Source organism: Rhodococcus sp. IEGM 1372, assembly GCF_030056835.1.
Taxonomy (GTDB): domain Bacteria; phylum Actinomycetota; class Actinomycetes; order Mycobacteriales; family Mycobacteriaceae; genus Rhodococcoides.
On record NZ_JASHKS010000007.1, the window covers coordinates 51,159 to 67,835 of the forward strand.

Annotated in this window: 13 protein-coding genes and 2 pseudogenes; 6 read left to right on the forward strand and 9 right to left on the reverse strand. The window is 65.8% G+C overall.

Annotation, left to right across the window (positions count from 1 at the left end):
* Nucleotides 1-9: 9 nt before the first annotated feature.
* A complete protein-coding gene (locus tag QM590_RS09680; RefSeq protein WP_269594737.1) occupies nucleotides 10-1,119 on the reverse strand; it encodes a PDR/VanB family oxidoreductase in 1,110 nt (369 codons plus the stop codon).
* Nucleotides 1,116-2,030, reverse strand: a pseudogene (locus tag QM590_RS09685) (metal-dependent hydrolase). Before QM590_RS09685 ends, QM590_RS09680 begins: the two are co-directional and overlap by 4 nt.
* Before the next feature lie 103 nt (nucleotides 2,031-2,133).
* On the opposite strand from QM590_RS09685, the gene QM590_RS09690 reads away from it, so the two are divergent.
* The gene (locus QM590_RS09690; protein ID WP_269594736.1) at nucleotides 2,134-2,706 is read left to right on the forward strand and encodes a TetR/AcrR family transcriptional regulator; all 573 of its coding nucleotides are present in this window, start codon (nucleotides 2,134-2,136) and stop codon (nucleotides 2,704-2,706) included.
* 17 nt (nucleotides 2,707-2,723) lie between these two features.
* Here QM590_RS09690 and QM590_RS09695 read toward each other — a convergent pair whose 3' ends face one another.
* Nucleotides 2,724-3,335: a TetR/AcrR family transcriptional regulator gene (locus QM590_RS09695; protein WP_269594735.1), complete on the reverse strand. Its 612-nt coding sequence runs from the start codon at nucleotides 3,333-3,335 to the stop codon at nucleotides 2,724-2,726.
* Nucleotides 3,336-3,472: 137 nt separating this feature from the next.
* Here QM590_RS09695 and QM590_RS09700 point away from each other — a divergent pair, with 137 nt between their 5' ends.
* The 5 genes from QM590_RS09700 to QM590_RS09720 are packed head-to-tail and all read left to right on the forward strand — an operon-like array spanning nucleotide 3,473 to nucleotide 8,158.
* Nucleotides 3,473-4,900: a flavin monoamine oxidase family protein gene (locus QM590_RS09700; RefSeq protein WP_269594734.1), complete on the forward strand. Its 1,428-nt coding sequence runs from the start codon at nucleotides 3,473-3,475 to the stop codon at nucleotides 4,898-4,900.
* Nucleotides 4,882-5,361 carry an SRPBCC family protein gene (locus tag QM590_RS09705; protein ID WP_269594733.1) on the forward strand — a complete coding sequence of 160 codons (480 nt, stop codon included), beginning with the start codon at nucleotides 4,882-4,884 and terminating at the stop codon, nucleotides 5,359-5,361. The genes QM590_RS09700 and QM590_RS09705 overlap by 19 nt, the downstream gene beginning before the upstream one ends.
* Nucleotides 5,358-6,293 carry a carbohydrate kinase family protein gene (locus QM590_RS09710; protein ID WP_269594732.1) on the forward strand — a complete coding sequence of 312 codons (936 nt, stop codon included), beginning with the start codon at nucleotides 5,358-5,360 and terminating at the stop codon, nucleotides 6,291-6,293. The genes QM590_RS09705 and QM590_RS09710 overlap by 4 nt, the downstream gene beginning before the upstream one ends.
* Nucleotides 6,293-6,955 (forward strand): class II aldolase/adducin family protein, encoded by a 663-nt coding sequence (locus tag QM590_RS09715; RefSeq protein WP_269594731.1) that lies wholly within the window; start codon nucleotides 6,293-6,295, stop codon nucleotides 6,953-6,955. Before QM590_RS09710 ends, QM590_RS09715 begins: the two co-directional genes overlap by 1 nt.
* Before the next feature lie 3 nt (nucleotides 6,956-6,958).
* Entirely contained in the window at nucleotides 6,959-8,158 is a 1,200-nt protein-coding gene (locus QM590_RS09720; protein WP_269594730.1) for an MFS transporter, read from the forward strand.
* 4 nt (nucleotides 8,159-8,162) lie between these two features.
* Here QM590_RS09720 and QM590_RS09725 read toward each other — a convergent pair.
* The 6 genes and pseudogenes from QM590_RS09725 to QM590_RS09755 form a co-directional block, all read right to left on the reverse strand.
* Nucleotides 8,163-9,652, reverse strand: a pseudogene (locus tag QM590_RS09725) (aldehyde dehydrogenase family protein).
* Nucleotides 9,649-11,196: a long-chain-fatty-acid--CoA ligase gene (locus QM590_RS09735; protein WP_269594729.1), complete on the reverse strand. Its 1,548-nt coding sequence runs from the start codon at nucleotides 11,194-11,196 to the stop codon at nucleotides 9,649-9,651. The pseudogene QM590_RS09725 and the gene QM590_RS09735 overlap by 4 nt, the downstream one beginning before the upstream one ends.
* A 133-nt stretch (nucleotides 11,197-11,329) precedes the next feature.
* Nucleotides 11,330-11,959, reverse strand: a complete 630-nt coding sequence (locus QM590_RS09740) for a TetR/AcrR family transcriptional regulator (RefSeq protein ID WP_317813313.1) — start codon at nucleotides 11,957-11,959, stop codon at nucleotides 11,330-11,332.
* 28 nt (nucleotides 11,960-11,987) lie between these two features.
* Nucleotides 11,988-14,159, reverse strand: coding sequence for a 3-hydroxyacyl-CoA dehydrogenase NAD-binding domain-containing protein (locus QM590_RS09745; protein ID WP_269594728.1), 2,172 nt, complete (start codon nucleotides 14,157-14,159; stop codon nucleotides 11,988-11,990).
* A 35-nt stretch (nucleotides 14,160-14,194) separates the two neighbouring features.
* On the reverse strand, nucleotides 14,195-15,403 hold the full coding sequence (locus QM590_RS09750) for an acetyl-CoA C-acetyltransferase (protein ID WP_269594727.1): 1,209 nt from the start codon (nucleotides 15,401-15,403) through the stop codon (nucleotides 14,195-14,197).
* A 35-nt stretch (nucleotides 15,404-15,438) separates the two neighbouring features.
* Complete coding sequence (locus tag QM590_RS09755) at nucleotides 15,439-16,596, reverse strand: acyl-CoA dehydrogenase family protein (protein ID WP_269594726.1); 1,158 nt, start codon at nucleotides 16,594-16,596, stop codon at nucleotides 15,439-15,441.
* Nucleotides 16,597-16,677: the final 81 nt, after the last annotated feature.

Genomic DNA, 16,677 nt, shown 5'->3' on the forward strand with positions numbered 1-16,677 from the left:
GAGCTCCTTCTACAGGTCGAGGACGAGAACTTCGCCGTCGACGGCACCGCGCGAGACGCACAGGGTGAGCGAGTTCTCGCGTTCGGAGGCGTCGAGAACGCGGTCACGGTGATCGACGCGTCCGCCGACGAGACCGACCACGCACGCTCCGCAGAAGCCCTGGCGGCAGGAATAGGGCTGGTCCGGCCTCGATCGACGGAGGGCATCGAGAGCGGTCTCCTGGGCACCGACCTCGACGGTCTCGCCGGAGTGGGCGAGCTGCAGCACGAACGGCGTGCCGTCCACCACCGCTGCGGGCGTGAACAATTCGGTGTGGAATTCACGGACGGCCGTACTCGAGAGCGCCTCGGCACGAAGCCTGCTCGACAGTGCCGCAGGCCCGCAGACGTACATCGCGGAGTTGCCCATTCCGAGATCGACGATGTCCGCCGGATTCGGAAGTCCGTCGACATCGTCGGTCTTGACGATCACATGACCACGTGAGGTCAGGGCCAACTGCTGCAGCACGGCGACGAACGGCAGACTCGCCCGAGAGCGACCGTGGTAGTACAGCGTCCACCGCGCACCGTCCGCGGCGGCGCGTTCGATCATCGCCCGGATGGGGGTGATGCCGATTCCGGCGGCCACGAAGAGGTAGTGCTCGGCCTCGGCCATCGGAAAGGCGTTGCGGGGTCCGCGAACTCGGAGGACATCGCCGCGGGTGAGGGTGTGAATCTCGGTGGATGCCGTGCCGCCGGGGATCTTGCGGACACTGATGCGGTAGCGATCACCTGCGCCGGGGCGGCCGGCGAGCGAGTACTGCCGCACCGAACCGGATGGGGTGGTGACGTCGATGTGCGCGCCGGGCAACCAGTTCGGAAGCGGCGCACCGTCTCTGCGAGACAACAACAGTGAGCGAACGTCCTCGGCCTCGTCGATCGTCTCGTCGACGACGGTCTCGAATTCGTATCCGACGCTTCGCCGGGGCCGCGCCGGGGACATGGCCGTCACGATCGAAAAATCGGTGACGAGCTTGGCGTAGAGGCGGGACGCGGCACCGACGGCCCGCAGTCCGAGTCCGGGTGCCGTCACGTCGACCTCGCCCAGATGGCTGTGTACCGGAGGCGCTGTGGTCGTCACTGCTGGGCCGCCAGTGCTGCCGGGGAGATCGCCAGATACTGCACGGCCTTGTCGATGTCGCCCATGTTCGAGGGATGGAAGCCCGGGCGGATGTAGAGGGCGAGCTGTACCAACAGGAACGACAGGCCCGGTATCAAGTGCTTGCGCGACGCGCGTGCGAAGGCGATCGGCTAGGGGGCCCGCATTCGGCGTCTGCCGGTGCGCGGCGTCGCAACCGAGTTCTTGTACAGGTACGCGGCGGTGCTGAACCACAACACGGCCAATCCGGCACTGGCGACGACTGCCGTTCTGGCACGACGGAATCCGCCACCGTCGACGTACTGGAACGCGTCGAATGCGACGTTGCGATGCTCGAGCTCTTCCGCGCCGTGCCAGCGCAGGAGGTCGAGCATCGTGGGGTCGACGCCGATGCGGTCGAATTCGGTGTTGTCGAGCAGCCATTCGCCCACCACGGCAGTGAAGTGCTCTGCCGCTGCGTAGATTCCGAGGCGTTCGTTCAACCAAGCTTTGCCTGCGCGGCCGGTGAGGCCGTGGTCGCCGAACACCACACCCACGGCGAAACGAATGCGCTGCAGAATCGGTTCGATGTCCACTCCGTGCGCAACGAGATAGTTGCGGAAGCTCTCGTGGGAGGACGCGTGCGTTGCTTCCTGGCCGACGAATCCCACGACCTCCTCGTGCAGCCTGCGGTCGTCGATGAACGGCAGCGCCTGGGCGAACACGTCCGCCATCGCTCGTTCTCCCTCGGGCAGGACCAGGTGCATCACATTCCAGAAGTGGGTGGCGTACCACTCGTGGGGGATGTACTGGAGTGGAACGCCGGACCAGTCGAATGTCACTGCGCGCGCGACGATCGCATAGGACTCGTCCGTGTAGTGCTCGTTCGCGTCGACCGCCTTGTTCCGAGACATTCCGAACTCCGTTTCTGCAGGATGGTCACCTGATGCTACAGAGCAACAGTATGTGTTACAATGTGGCATTTAGTAGGAGTTGGACGGCCGATAGGATCGAACGATGCATCCAGATGGTGACGACGGGCCGATCCTCGATGCCGCCCTGGAACTGTTCGGTGAGGTCGGAATTCCGCGAACCACCATCGGCGACGTCGCCAAGCGCGCCAGGATCAACCGGGTTACCGTCTATCGCCGGATCGGGTCCAAGGATGACCTGGTGCGGGCCGTCATGGCGCGGGAGTCGTCGCGATTGTTGGTAGCGGTGGCGGCTGCGGCTGCGGAACAGACGTCACGCGCGGATCGGGCCGCCCACGGGTTCGCGACCACGATCGACTCGGTGCGCACCAATCCGGTGTTGATCAAGATGTTCGATTCCGAGAGTTCGTTGGTGCTCGAGCAATTGACCACGAACGCATCGGCATTGCTCGTGTCCGCGATCAACGCTGCCGCGCACATTGCCAGGGGTGAACTGGAATCCGATACCTTTGCCGTGCCCGATGCTCCGGAAATCGTTGTGCGCGTCGTGCATTCGATCTTGCTGACCCCGTCGGCCGCCGCCCCGCTCGACACCTACGACGATCTGCTCGCGTTCGCGCACCGCAGCATCGTGCCGCTTCTCGTCGGAACCACCTGACGCGTTCCTCCTCGAATTCAGGCCCGCGGCACGTACGAGTCGAGTACGCGGAGCAGGGCGTCCTTCAGCTCGGCCCGATTGCCACCCGGTGTCGGCCTGGCGATCTCGTGCAGGGTGTAGCCGTCGATCAGGGCCAGGAAGTGCCGAGCCGGTAGATGTGGTTCCTCGATGCCGAATGCTCCCAGCGCGGCCTCGGCCGCCTCCTCGATCATCCGCATGATTCGGTGCACCGAATCCGCGAGCTCCGGTCGTCTACGCACGGCGAGGTACGCCTCGAACTGCACGAGGGAGTCGTCGTCCTGCGGAGAGGACAGCAGTGAGACGAGGTCCATGATCGCGTCGGCGAGATCGTCGCGAGTGAGTCCACCGGATTGCGCAACGTCGAGTAGAGCGGTGACCTTGGTCGTCACGTTCTCGGCGATTCGAGTGATCGCGGCATCGATGAGTTCGCCGACCGAGCCGAAGAAATAGCTGGTCGTCGACGGCGGGAAGCCGGCGGCGTCGGCGACGGACCGAAACGAGACGCGTTCGAGTCCGCGTGTTCCGATCACGCCGATGGCGGCGTCGACCAGGGCGTCGCGGCGCTCCTGGCCACGCGCGTATCGAGTCTTCCGGCGCTCTTCGGTCATGGCTACAACGTAGCCGGGGTGTTGTCGCTGAGCTCCATCGCAGTGCTCTCCAGCAGGCACTTTTCGCCAATCCTGGCCTAGTGGCCAATATTGAGTTACTGTCGCCGCTACATCGAACAGCCCGGAAAGGAGCACCGATGAACGAGATCTCGGAAGCCTCGCGTGTGGACGTGGTGGTCGTCGGCGCAGGACTCGCGGGTCTGACTGCCGCCAGGGAACTGACGGCCGCAGGGTTGACCGTCCAGGTTCTCGAGGCCAGAGACCGGGTGGGCGGACGGACGGTCAACCACGCACTCGGGGAGAACGCGGTGGTGGAGACCGGCGGACAGTTCGTCGGTCCGACGCAGGACCACATACTCCGCCTGGCCGCGTCCGTGGGCGTCGGGACGTTTCCCGCATACGACATCGGATCGAGCGTCTACGTCAAGAACGGACGCGCCCGACGCTTCGACGGCGGAGTGCCGCCGGATCTGGCGGCGCTACCCGACGTCGGGATGCTGGTGGCGCGAATCGATCGGGCTGCCGGGCAGATCCCCGTGGGTAGACCGTGGTCGGCACCGCGTGCCTCCGAGTGGGACTTGCAGACTCTGTCCACCTGGGCCCGAAAACACTCGGCCACCGACGGCGGTGTGGAACTGCTCGACATCCTGCTCGGTTCGGTGTTCGGCGGCACATCCGCCGATGTGTCGGCGCTCTTCGGCCTGGCGTACGTGGCCGGGGCAGGCAACGAGTACACCCCCGGCACCGTCGACCGCTTGATGAGTGTCGCTGGGGGAGCGCAGCAGTGGCGATTTCTCGGTGGCTCACAGGCGATCTGCATCGAAATGGCGTCGCGACTCGGTGATTCGGTCCGCCTCGATACTCCCGTGCGCCGCGTGGAGCAGCATCCGGATCGCGTGGTGGTGCACAGCGATACCGAGTCGTGGGTGGCCCGATCGGTCGTCGTCGCGATTCCGCCTGTTCTGGCCACCCGAATCGACTGGAGCCCTGCGCTTCCCGCGGCGCAGGAAGCACTGTTCCAGCGGATGAACTTCGGCGGACTGGCCAAGTGCGAGGCCGTGTATCCCGAACCGTTCTGGCGTGCGAGCGGGCTGTCCGGCCAGGCACTCTTTCGCGACAGCGACGTGCCGGTGTCCTCGATGTTCGACAACTCGCCTCCCGACGGAAGCCACGGAGTGCTGATGGGATTCGTCGGCACCTGGGGCGCGCGCCATCGAGGTGGCCGAAACTGGTCCGAGGGCAACGAATCCGAGCGCCGCGGTGAGGTGCTGCGTGCTTTTGCCTCGGTGGTGGGTCCGCGCGCACTGGAACCGACGGAGTGGATCGAACTGGACTGGACCGACGAACAGTGGACCCGCGGTGGGCCGACCGCGGTGTTGACCCCCGGAGTGTTGACCGGGCTCGGACGGTGGCGCGATGTTCCGTTCGGCCGAGTGCGATGGGCCGGTGCCGAGCACTCCGACTATTGGAACGGATACATGGACGGTGCCGTGCGATCGGGTGAAAAGGCCGCAGCAGAAATACTTTCGACCGAAGGAGAACTCTCGTGGAACAACGCTTCGTAGTCTCGGCTCATCGCACACTCTCGGTGAGCCCCGAGGAGGTCTGGGCACTGACCGGTGATACCAGCCGCTATGCGGAATGGGTGTCCGACGTCCGTGCCGTCACCGCTCATCACGGCACCGCACGCACAGGTGGCGTCTATACCGAGAAAGTGGCGGCACTCGGGCGCTTCACCACCAACGCCACGTGGACCGTCCGGCATCTGGAACCGAACCGACTGCGAGTCGATTCGGGTCAGGGATTCGCGCCGCTCACCAACGTGACCAACGTCTTTCGCTTCGCACCGCTCAGCGGCGGAACCTCGACCGCGATGACCTTCGAATTCTGGTTCGACGTCTCCCCGCGCTGGCTGGGACGGATTGTGCGACCCATCGCCACCGCCGGGATGTCTGCGCGATTCGACATCTCGATGTGCAACCTGGAGGCGCTGATCCTCTCCGAGCGAACCGCGACGATCCGATGAGGGAACCGGCGGAAGTCCTCACCCTCGGGGTGCACATACTCGACACCCTGGTGCGGCCGGTGACCGAGATTCCGCACGGTCAGACGGCGGTCCTGGCGGATGAGATCGCGATGTCCGCCGCGGGGACCGCCGCGGGAACGGCGCTGGTGCTGTCCCGGCTGGGTGCCGCGGTGCACACCGCGGGAGTCGTCGGCGCTGATTCGGCAGGCACGTTTCTACTGCAGCTCCTCGTCGACGAGGGCATCGACGTCTCGCTCGTCCATCGGATGGAGGGAGTGCAGACCTCGGCGTCGGTGTTGCCGATCAGGCCGGACGGATCACGGCCGGCTCTGCACGTCATCGGAGCCAACGGCTATCTGGCCCGGCATGTTCCGTGGAACATGTTCCACAACGTCGACTTCCTGCATCTGGGCGGACCCGAGTTCTTCGGACCGGACACCGCGCGCGATATCGCGCGCCGCGCCCACGAGGACGGCGTCGTCGTCACCGTCGACAGCCTGGCACCGTCGGTTCCGGAAGGACTCGGTGCGTTCGCCGCCGCGCTGCCCCACGTCGACTACCTGCTGCCCAACGACGAGCAGGTCCTCGGCTGGACCGGCTGCGCGACTGTCGAAGACGGGTGTCGTCGACTGCTCGAGCTCGGAGCGTCCTGTGTGGTGGCCACCGCGGGGGCCTCGCCCACTCTCGTCGTCACGAACGACTCGGCCGTCGAGGTCCCCGCGTATGCCGTGGACGTGGTGGACACCAGCGGATGCGGAGATGCGTTCTCGGCCGGGTTCGTTCGGGGCCTGTCCCTGAGCATGAACGCCGTGGAGGCTGCCGAACTGGGCAATGCGACCGCCGCGCAGGTGGCGCAGGGCCTCGGAACAGACTTCGGCACCTACGACCTCGAATTCGTTCGAAAGTTCGCACGTACCTGCAGGACCATCTGATGCCGGCCGACGTCGACGAGCTACGGCAGTCCGTCGCAACGACCGCCCGGCACCTGGGCCGACGGGGTCTGGTTCTCGGTACCGCAGGCAATGTCAGTGCACGCGCGGGTGATGTGGTGGCGGTGACGGCGACCGAGCTGGTGTTGGCGGACGCGACGATCGAGGATGTCACGGTTGTCGGTATGGACGCCGTCGTGCGCGCCGGCGCATGCGAACCGACCTCGGAACTGGGCTTGCACCTGGGCATCTACGCGTCGTCCGAGGTTCGGGCTGTGGTGCATGCGCATTCTTCTGCGGCCGTTGCTCTTTCGCTCGTCGCGGACGAACTGCCGCCCGTGCACTACGCGCAACTCGCCCTGGGTGGGACCGTCCCGGTGGTGCCGTTCGCGCCGTTCGGTACCACCGCGCTCGCCGACGCGGTGGTGGCGGCGATGCGTTCGAGGTCTGCGGTCATCATGGCCCACCACGGCTCGGTGGCCACCGGTCGCGATCTCGATTCGGCACTGTCGAACATCGAACTGCTCGAATGGCTCTGCGGGGTCTATCTTTCCGCTGCGTCGGTGGCGACGCCGCGCACCATGACCGAAGTGCAGCTGGCCGCGACCCTCGACGAGGTGGTCCGCCGTGCCTACGGAACCGCGGCACCCGTGCGAGGGGACTGATCGATGACCACCCGGGTACGCCCGCTCTGGATTGCCGTGTTCTCCGTGGCGTGGCTGGGCTACTGGATGGCCAATCTGGTTCCACTGCAGCTGCTTCTGCCCGAGCGTTTGCAAGAGATCGATCCGCAATCGAAGGTGTTCGACTTCGCGGTGATCAACGCGGTCTCTGCCGTGGTGCTCCTGATCGGTCTACCCGTGTGCGGGTCGCTGTGCGATCGAACTCGCAGCAGGTTGGGGCGACGGCGCGTCTGGTTCGGCGGCGGTGTCCTGTTCTTCGCCGGTGGGTTGGTGGTCACCGGGCTGCAGAGTACCGTCCTCGGAATCGGGATGGCGTGGTCGGTGGCAATGCTCGGATTGAGTGCTGCCACAGCGGGGTTGACGGCCGTGGTGGCCGATCGCGTGCCGGACGAGCAGCGCGGAACGGTGTCGAGTGCGATCTATGCACCGCAGGCACTGGGCGTGGTGGCGGGCCTGGCGCTGGTGTCCACGCTTGCTCTGTCGGTGTTGGGCGGCTACCTCGCCGTGGCGCTCGCCCTGGTGATCTGCTCGGTGCCGTTTCTGCTGACGTATCGCGAAACCGATGCACCGACAGCGCTGTTGAGCCTGCACAGCATCGTTGCCTCACTTCTCGATTCGTTGCGTCACCGCGACTTCGCGTGGGCCTTCGGGGGTCGAATCCTGGTCAACGTGGCCAACTCGCTCGGCACCTGCTACCTGCTGTTCTTCCTCACCGACGGTCTTCGAGTCGCCGATCCGACGGGATCGCTGCTCGAGGTGACCGTCGTCTACCTGATCGCCTGTGTGGTGTGCACGTTCACCTTCGGGCCGTTGTCGGATCGGATGCGTCGCCGAAAGATCTTCGTGGCGGTTGCGGCATCGATGCAGGCCGTCGCCGGCTTCGTCCTGGCGATACATCCCACGATGGACGCGACGTTCGTCTCGGCGGCGTTGCTGGGCGGTGGATTCGGCGCGTACATGGCCGTCGATCAGGCACTGGTGACCGGGGTCCTTCCGTCCGCCGACAGTCGGGCGACCGATCTCGGCGTGATGAACATCGGGGCGATCGTTCCACCTGCCCTGGCACCGCTGCTCGCCAGTGTGTTCCTCTCCACCGTCGGTGGATACCCGGCACTGTTCACGGCGGTCGGGGTACTGGCGGCACTCGGGGCGGCGGTGACCTGGCAGGTGAAATCGGTGCGCTGATCTCTCAGCGGCGGTGACGCAGCCCCAGCACACGGTCGATCAGCGGCATGACCCACCGTCGGCGTCGCAGCGTCACCAGCTCGAATCCGGGAATGTCGAACAGCTTCGTGACGCGGCTGTGTGTGCGGCAGAACTCTGCGAACCCTTCGTCGCCGTGTACGCGGCCGAAGCCGCTGGCACCGACGCCGCCCATCGGAACCGATCCCATTCCGGCGAACGCGATCACCGAGTTCACGGTGACCTGACCGCACACCAGTTGCGCCGCAATCTCTTCAGCGTGCGAGCGGGAGAACACCGATGCGCCGAGGGCGTACCGATGATGGTTGCTCAGCTCGATCGCCTCCTCGATGCTGTCGACCTCACGGACGGTGACCGTGGGGCCGAACGTTTCCTCGCGAACGGCCGAGCAGTTCTCGGGCGTGTCCACCAACACGGTGGGTCCGACGAATCGCTCGCCGATCGACGGCAGTCCGCCGATCAGTGCTCGTCCACCGGCCGCCTCGGCGTCGGCGAGGTGGCGCCGGACGATGTCGATCTGGCTGGGCATCGTCATCGGTCCGTAGGTGGCCGACGCATCGCCACCGGGCGCGATGGCGCGGGCGTGCTGCACGAGGGTCCCGGTGAATTGTGCTGCGACACTGCGCTCGACGTAGACCCGCTCCACTCCGACGCACGTCTGGCCGCCGTTGGTGAATGCACCCCAGGCCACCGCCTCGGCAGCCGCTGCGATATCGGCGTCGGCTGCAACGATCACCGGATCCTTACCGCCGCATTCGAGAACCACCGGGGTGAGCGTCTCGGCGCACGTGGCCATGATCTTCGATCCGGTTCTCGTCGAGCCCGTGAACGCGATCTTGTCCACACCCGAGCGACACAGTGCGGCACCGGTGTCGCCGTAGCCGGTCACCAGAGACAGAATGCCCAGCGGAAGAGCAGGATTGGCCTCATGGAAGGCGCGAACGTAGCGAGCCGCCACCGCGGGGTGTACTCGCTGGGCTTGAACACCACGCAGTTGCCTGCGGCCAGAGCCGAACCGATCGCACTGTTGGGTGCGTAGAGCGGGTAGTTCCACGGGCCGATGACGCCCACCACGCCGAGAGCGACCTTGTCCACGTGTGCGGAGTAGTTCGCCAGCAGCACGCCGGGGTTCACCCTGCGCGATCGCATGAGTCGCGGTGCCTGCTTCTCTGCCCAGGCGATATGTTCGAGAGTCAGGACGATCTCCAGTAGCGCATCGTCGGCCGGTTTGCCGTTCTCGCGATGGATCAGGTCGATGAATTCGGCGCGGTGACTCCAGATTTCGTGTCGCCAGGCCCGCAGGTGCCGGGCTCGAGTGCGCGGCGGTAGTGCCGCCCAGGTGCGCTGCGCCCTCCGCGCGAGGCCGACCGTTCGCGCGACGGACTCCGCCGAATCGACGGTGAACGAGGCGATCGGGCTGTCGTCGATGGGCGAGATCGAATCGAAGGTGGCTCGCGTACGGACCTGGCTGGTCACAGGGAAGCTCCGAGCGCATCCTTCGCAACGTGGGCGTCCCGCAGTTCGCGCTTGAGGATCTTGCCTGCGCCGCTCATGGGCAGTGCCGTGACGAACTCGATGGTGCGCGGGGTCTTGTATCCGGCAACGAGAGTGCGGGTGTGATCGCGGAGCTCCTCGACACTCGGCGAGAACCCCTCGGCCAGCACGACACAGGCGTGAACGCGTTCGCCCCACTCGCCGTCGGGAACACCGATCACGGCGCACGCCAACACCGAGGGGTGCAGGCTCAGTGCACTCTCGACCTCGGCGCTGTAGACGTTCTCGCCGCCGGTGATGATCATGTCCTTGAGTCGATCGACGACGAACAGGAATCCGTCGGCGTCGAGGTAGCCGACATCACCGGTGTGCATCCAACCGTCCCGAATGGCCGCGGCGGTCTCGTCCGGCTTGTTCCAGTAGCCCAGCATCACGTGTCCACCGCGAACGCAGATCTCGCCCACGGATCCGGTGGCCAACTGCTCGTCGTCCGGGCCGAGAATCTGGATCTCCGAGTGCGGGGCCGCGCGACCGGCCGAGCCGATGCGTTCTCTCACATGGTGTTCCGGCCAGAGCAACGACGCGACCGGTGCGAGCTCGGTCATGCCGTAGGCCTGGGTGAGGCGGGCCTGCGGGAGCCGGGCGAGGGTGCGCTCGAGGACGCCTGCGGAGATCGGGGATCCTCCGTACAGCACGCGGCTGAGCGAGGAGGTATCGAATTCGCTCAGCGTGGGGTGGTCGACGAGAAGCTGAATCATGGTGGGTACCAGCAGCACATCGGTGACCGAATGCGGCGCGATGGCACCGAGCACGGCAGTCGGCTCGAAGAACGGAACCATGACGTGGGTGCCGCCGAGCATGACCTGACCCACCCATGCGGCCAGATCGGCGAGGTGGAACATCGGGGCGGCATGGAGCAGGATCGACGCGTCGTCGAGCAGCTGTCCGGTTGCCACCGTTCCCAGGCCCGAGGTGACGAGGTTCGCGTGCGAGAGCATGACGCCCTTGGGGAAGCCGGTGGTGCCACCGGTGTAGAACAGGCCGGCGAGGGCGTCGCCGCTGCGGCGAGCGTCGGGAACGGGATCGTGGGACGAGATGAGGTCCTCGTACGAGACCATGCCCTCGGGGGTGGCACCGTCTCCGCAGTAGACGATGGTCTGCAGGCCGGCGCATGCGGGACGGAGTGCCGGGACCATGGCACCGAAGGTGTCGTCGACCAGTAGGACCTTGGTGTCGGAATCGTTGAGTGCGTACGCGACCTCCACGGGCGACCACCGAATGTTCACGGGGTTGAGCACGGCGTCGGCCCACGGCACTGCGAGCAGGTACTCCGAGTACCGGTCGCTGTTGAACGCCAGCATCGCAACTCGATCGCCGGCCTCGACGCCGATGGAGTGCAGGCCCGCAGCCAGTCTTGCCACTCTGTCGAGTTGCTCGGCGAAGGTACGAACGCGATCGCCGAACACCGTTGCTGCCCGGTTCGGTGTGGTCGACGCGGAGCGGTGAAGGCCCTGAGTGAGATACATGGCGAGTCCCTTGTGCGAGTGGGGGCGAGGGTGCCCGAGGTGAGTACCGCCACAGTTTCACCTTGTTGGCACAGTGTCAATAGGCGATTCGGGTGGTTACCACTCGCAAGGACCGCCGAAATGGATTGTCCGGCTAACGGTCTCGGGCGTCGTCCAGGGAGCGAGCCGTGCCGAGGACGGTGACGAGCGCATCGGTCAACAGAATCTCGACCTGCTCGCGGGTCAGTGTGCCGCGCACCAACCATTCGCGGCCCGCGGCCTTGACCATGCCGCCGAACGCGCGCACGGCCGAGGTAGCGATTCGACGGTCACCGCCCCTGCCCTCGAATGCTGTTGCGTCCAAGACGCGTTCGGCGGCCAGGTCATCGGCCTCGTCCAGAATCCGAGCAACCTGCTCGTCGACACCCGATCCGCTCGCCACCGACACCCAGGCCGTACCGTGCGTCTCGATGACGCCGACCAACCAGTGGACGCTGCCCCGGGCCCGGTCCTCGAGCGAGCCCGTCGGCAGGTGCACGTCCTCGATCGGCGGCACGGTGACCAGGAAGCGAACGCACTCGAGGTACAGGTCGCGTTTGCTTCCGATGTAGTGGTGGATGAGCCCGCGTGCGACGCCGGCCGAGGCAGCGACGTCCGACATCGAGACCTCGGCATAAGGCTTGTCGCCGAACAGGCGAACGGCGGCAGCCAGAATCTGCGTCCGTCGCTCGTCCGGTTCCAGTCGATTCCACTTGGGTGTACTTGCAGCCGGCATGGTTGTCATGATTGCACCGAACCGACGTCGCGAGGCGTCAGAGGTACCGCTCGGTGCGGGAGCGCAGTGATCTCGGCACGACGAACCGATCGCCGTACCGTGCCCGCAGGTGGTCGGCCCGCTCGACGAATCCCCGAATGCCGCCGTCGAACTGATTGACGAACTGCAGCACGCCACCGGTCCACGCGGGGTAGCCGATGCCGAGGATGGAGCCGATGTTCGCATCGGCGACGGTCCGCAGAACACCCTCGTCCAGGCATGCGATCGAGTCGAGCGACTGCGCGATCAGCATGCGATCCATCATGTCCTCGAACGGAATTCCGTGATCGGGACGGTGATAGTGCTCCACCAGGCCCGGCCACAATCCTGCCTTGGTGCCGTCCTCGGTGTACTCGTAGAAGCCGCGTCCCGCCTTGCGTCCGGGGCGATCGAATTCGTCGACCAGGCGATCGACCAGGGCATAGGACTTCGAGACGATCCACGGTCGACCGTCGGCGCGCGCGGCCTGCGCCATGCCCTCGCGGATGTGCCGAGACAGAGTCAACGAAATTTCGTCCATCAGAGCCAGCGCTCCGGACGGGTAGCCGGCCTGGAGGGCGGCCTGCTCGACGGTGGCCGGGTGCACGCCCTCGGCGACCAACGAGATCGCCTCGTCCATGAACCGGCCGATGACGCGGGTGGTGAAGAAGCCGTGACTGTCTCCGACGACGATCGGAGTCTTACCGATCAGCCGAACGAAGTCGAACGCGCGGACCAGCGCGGAGTCGCTGGTGTGTTCTCCCACAACGATTTCCACCAACGGCATCTTGTCCACCGGGGAGAAGAAATGTGTGCCGATGAAGTCCTCGGTGCGCGAGACTCCCGTCGACAGGTCGGTGATGGGCAGCGTCGAGGTGTTCGAGCACAGCAGGGCGTCGGCCGTCAGATACTTGTCGACGGCCTCGAAAGCACCCCGTTTGACGGCGGGATCCTCGAACACGGCCTCGACGACCAGATCGCAACCCTCGGCGTCGGCTGCATCGGAACTGGGTGTGATGAACGCGAGCACCGCATCGGCGTCGGCCTGGGTCTTGCGTCCCTTCCCCACGGCCTTGGCGAGAATCGAACGAGCATAATCCTTTCCGCGTTCGGCGGATTCGAGGGAGACATCGCGCAGCACGACGGGAATCTGGGCCGAGGCGACGACGTAGGCGATGGCGGCACCCATCATTCCGGCACCGATCACCAGCACCTTCTCGGGTACCCGGTGCGGTTCGGTGCTCGGACGAGAGCCACCTTTGTCGATGGATCCGAGATCGAAGAACATCGACTGGATCAGATTGCCCGAGACCGCTCCGCAGGCGAGCGAGGTGCAATGCCGGGTTTCCACCAGCGAGGCCGACTCGAAGTCGAGTACCGACCCTTCCACGGCCGCAGCAACCACCGCGATCGGAGCGGGCATGGGTGCGCCCTTGACCTGCTTGCGTACCGTTGCAGCGAAAGCGGGCAGCTGCGCAGCCAATGCGGGTGAGGCCGCGGTGCCGCCGGGAATCGTGAATCCTTTCCTGTCCCAGGGCTGTGACGCTTCGGGATTGGCGAAAACCCAGGCACGTGCACGTGCCATCATCTGCTCGTGGGTGTCGACGACCTCGTCGATCAGTCCGAGTTCGAGGGCCTGCGCCGGCCGGTACCGCTGGCCCTGGCCCACCACCTGTGTCAGAGCCTTGACGATGCCGAACATCCGAACCGTCCGGGTGACGCCGCCGGCCCCGGGGAGGAGCCCGAGAGTGACCTCGGGAAGCCCGAAGCGAGCTCTGCTGTTGTTCAGCGCAATTCGATGATGGCACGCCAGTGCGATCTCGAAACCGCCGCCGAGTGCGGTGCCGCCGAGCGCAGCCACCACGGGCTTGCCCAGCTTTTCGAGGCGACGAAATTTGTCCTTGGTGAAATCGAGGGCGTCGGCGATCGCCGCGTGGTCGGACGGACCGGCGTCCCGCAGCAATTCCAGATCGCCACCGGAGAAGAACGAATCCTTGCCCGAGGTGACGATGATGCCGTCGAAAGCATCGAGGTTGGTCTCGAGCCAATCGACCGTCTGCGCGAGTGACTCGCCGAACGCGGCGTTCATCGTGTTGGTGGACTGCGTAGGGTCGTCCATCGTCAGCACGAGTACGCGGTCGGTGCCGATCTCACCGGTGATCGTGGGGGTCCGCAGAGCAGCTGTGGTCATCGAGGTCCTCGGGTCGTTGTTCTCTCGCGTGATGGTCACAGGCGCTCGATGATGGTGGCGACGCCCATTCCGGCACCGATGCAGAGCGTGATCAGTGCGTAGCGCTCGCCCCGGCGCTCGAGCTCGTCGAGGGCCATTCCGGTGAGCATCGCGCCCGTTGCGCCCAGTGGGTGGCCCATCGCGATCGCGCCACCGTTGACGTTGATGCGCTCGTGGTCGATGTCCAGCTTCTTCGCGTAATTGAGCACCACCGAAGCGAAAGCCTCGTTGACCTCGAACACCGCGATGTCGTCGAGAGTGAGCCCCGCCGCGGCCAGTACCTTGTGGGTGGCCGGAACCGGGCCGGTGAGCATCAGCGTCGGGTCCGATCCGGCGACGACCCCGGCCACGACGCGTCCGCGCGGGGTCAATCCACCTGCGCGCCCGGCTTCTTCGGAGCCGATCAGCACCATCGCGGTGCCGTCGACGATGCCGGAGGAGTTCCCGGCGTGGTGGACGTGATCGATGCGCTCGACCTCGGTGTACTTCTGCATCGCGACGGCATCGAACCCGGCGAGCGCGCCCATCAGGGCGAACGACGGTGTCAGGGTGGCGAGATCGGCCATGGTGGTCTCGGGTCGCATGATCTCGTCGTGATCGAGCATCAGCCGGCCGTTCGAGTCGAAGACCGGGATGACCGACTTCTCGAAGTGGCCCATCGACCAGGCATGCGCCGCGCGCTGCTGGCTGCGCACCGCGAAGGCGTCGACCTCGTCGCGGTCGAATCCCTCGATCGTCGCGATGAGGTCTGCACTGACCCCTTGCGGAACGAAGTAGCTGCCGTAGTTGGTCAGTGGGTCGCACGGCCAGGCACCGCCGTCCGCGCCGAGCGGAACCCGAGACATCGATTCGACGCCGCCGGCGACGATGAGCTGATCCCAACCGGACCGAACACGTTGCGCCGCAGTGTTCACGGCCTCGAGCCCCGATCCGCAGAAGCGGTTGAGCTGGACGCCGGCAACGCTGTCCGGCAGTCCGGCAACCATCGCGACGGTTCGGGCGATATCGCAGCCCTGGTCGCCGACCGGGGTGACGACACCGAGCACGACGTCGTCGATCAGGCCAGGATCGAGCTGTGAGTGGCGAGAGAGCAACGTGGACAACGTGTTCGCGGCCAGATCGACCGGTTTGACGGTGTGCAGTGAGCCGGAGCTCTTGCCGCGGCCACGTGGGCTGCGAACCGCGTCGTAGAGGAATGCCTCCATGGGGTGCCTTTCTGGGGCAACAAGATTACCGAGTACTACAGGGAACGAGAGATGAGGTCTTTCATGACTTCGTTGGCACCGGCGTAGATGCGCGCGATGCGGCCGTCGACGAACATGCGAGCGATGGGGTATTCCTCCATGTAGCCGTACCCACCGAAGAGCTGCAGGCAGCGGTCCACCACCTCGAACTGTCGGTCGGTGGTCCAGTACTTGACCATCGCTGCGGTGGCGACGTCGAGGCTGCCCGAGATGTGCTGTGCCATCGCGTCGTCGACGAAGGTGCGCACGACGCGGCCGATCGTTGCGCATTCGGCGAGCTCGAACTTGGTGTTCTGCAGATCGAACAGTGTCTTGCCGAACGCATTGCGCGACTTGGTGTATTCGACTGTCTGCGCAACGGCGGCATCGATCATCGCGGCGGCGGCGATGCCGCAGATCAGCCGTTCCTGGGGGAGCTGCTGCATCAATTGCGCGAAGCCACGACCTTCTTCACCCAAGATGTTGCCCGCGGGGACACGAAGCCCGTCGAAGGTGAGTTCGGCTGTGTCCTGGCCCTTCTGGCCGATCTTGTGCAGCACGCGTCCGCGGTGGAAACCCTCGGTGTCGTCGGAGACCTCGGCGACGAGCAGCGACAGTCCCCGGGCTCCCGCGGACGGATCGGTCTTGGCGGCGATGATGATCAGATCGCAGTGAGCTCCGTTGGAGATGAACGTCTTTCCGCCGGTCACCACGTAGTCGTCGCCGTCACGCACTGCGCGGGTGGTGATGCCCTTCAGGTCCGAGCCGGTGCCCGGTTCGGTCATGGCGATGGCACCGATCCACTCTCCCGAGCACAGCTTCGGCAGCCACTGCTGCTTCTTCTCCTCGGAGGCGTAGGCCAGGATGTAGTGCGGAACGATGCCGCTGTGCACACCCAGCTGCATGGACGAGTCGCCGGAGCGCACCTGCTCGGAGAACAGCGCCGCCTCGTGGCGGAAGTCGCCTCCGCCTCCGCCGTACTGCTCGGGTACCGACATGCCCAGCAGTCCGAGACTGCCTGTGATGCGGTAGACCTCGCGGCTGGGGCGTCCGGCAGCCGCGAACTCCTCGCGGTGGGGCGCGACTTCCTTCTCGAAGAATCCTCGGGCGAGCTGTCGCACGTCGGCGAGCTCGGTGGTGAGGTCGCTGGGGGTGCGGTCTGCGAGTGCAGTCATGGTGGGTCCTTGGCTCGAAGCGCACCTGTGGGTTATTGGCGCTGTGCCAATAATGATGGCGCGGGGTTGCCGCGGATGTCA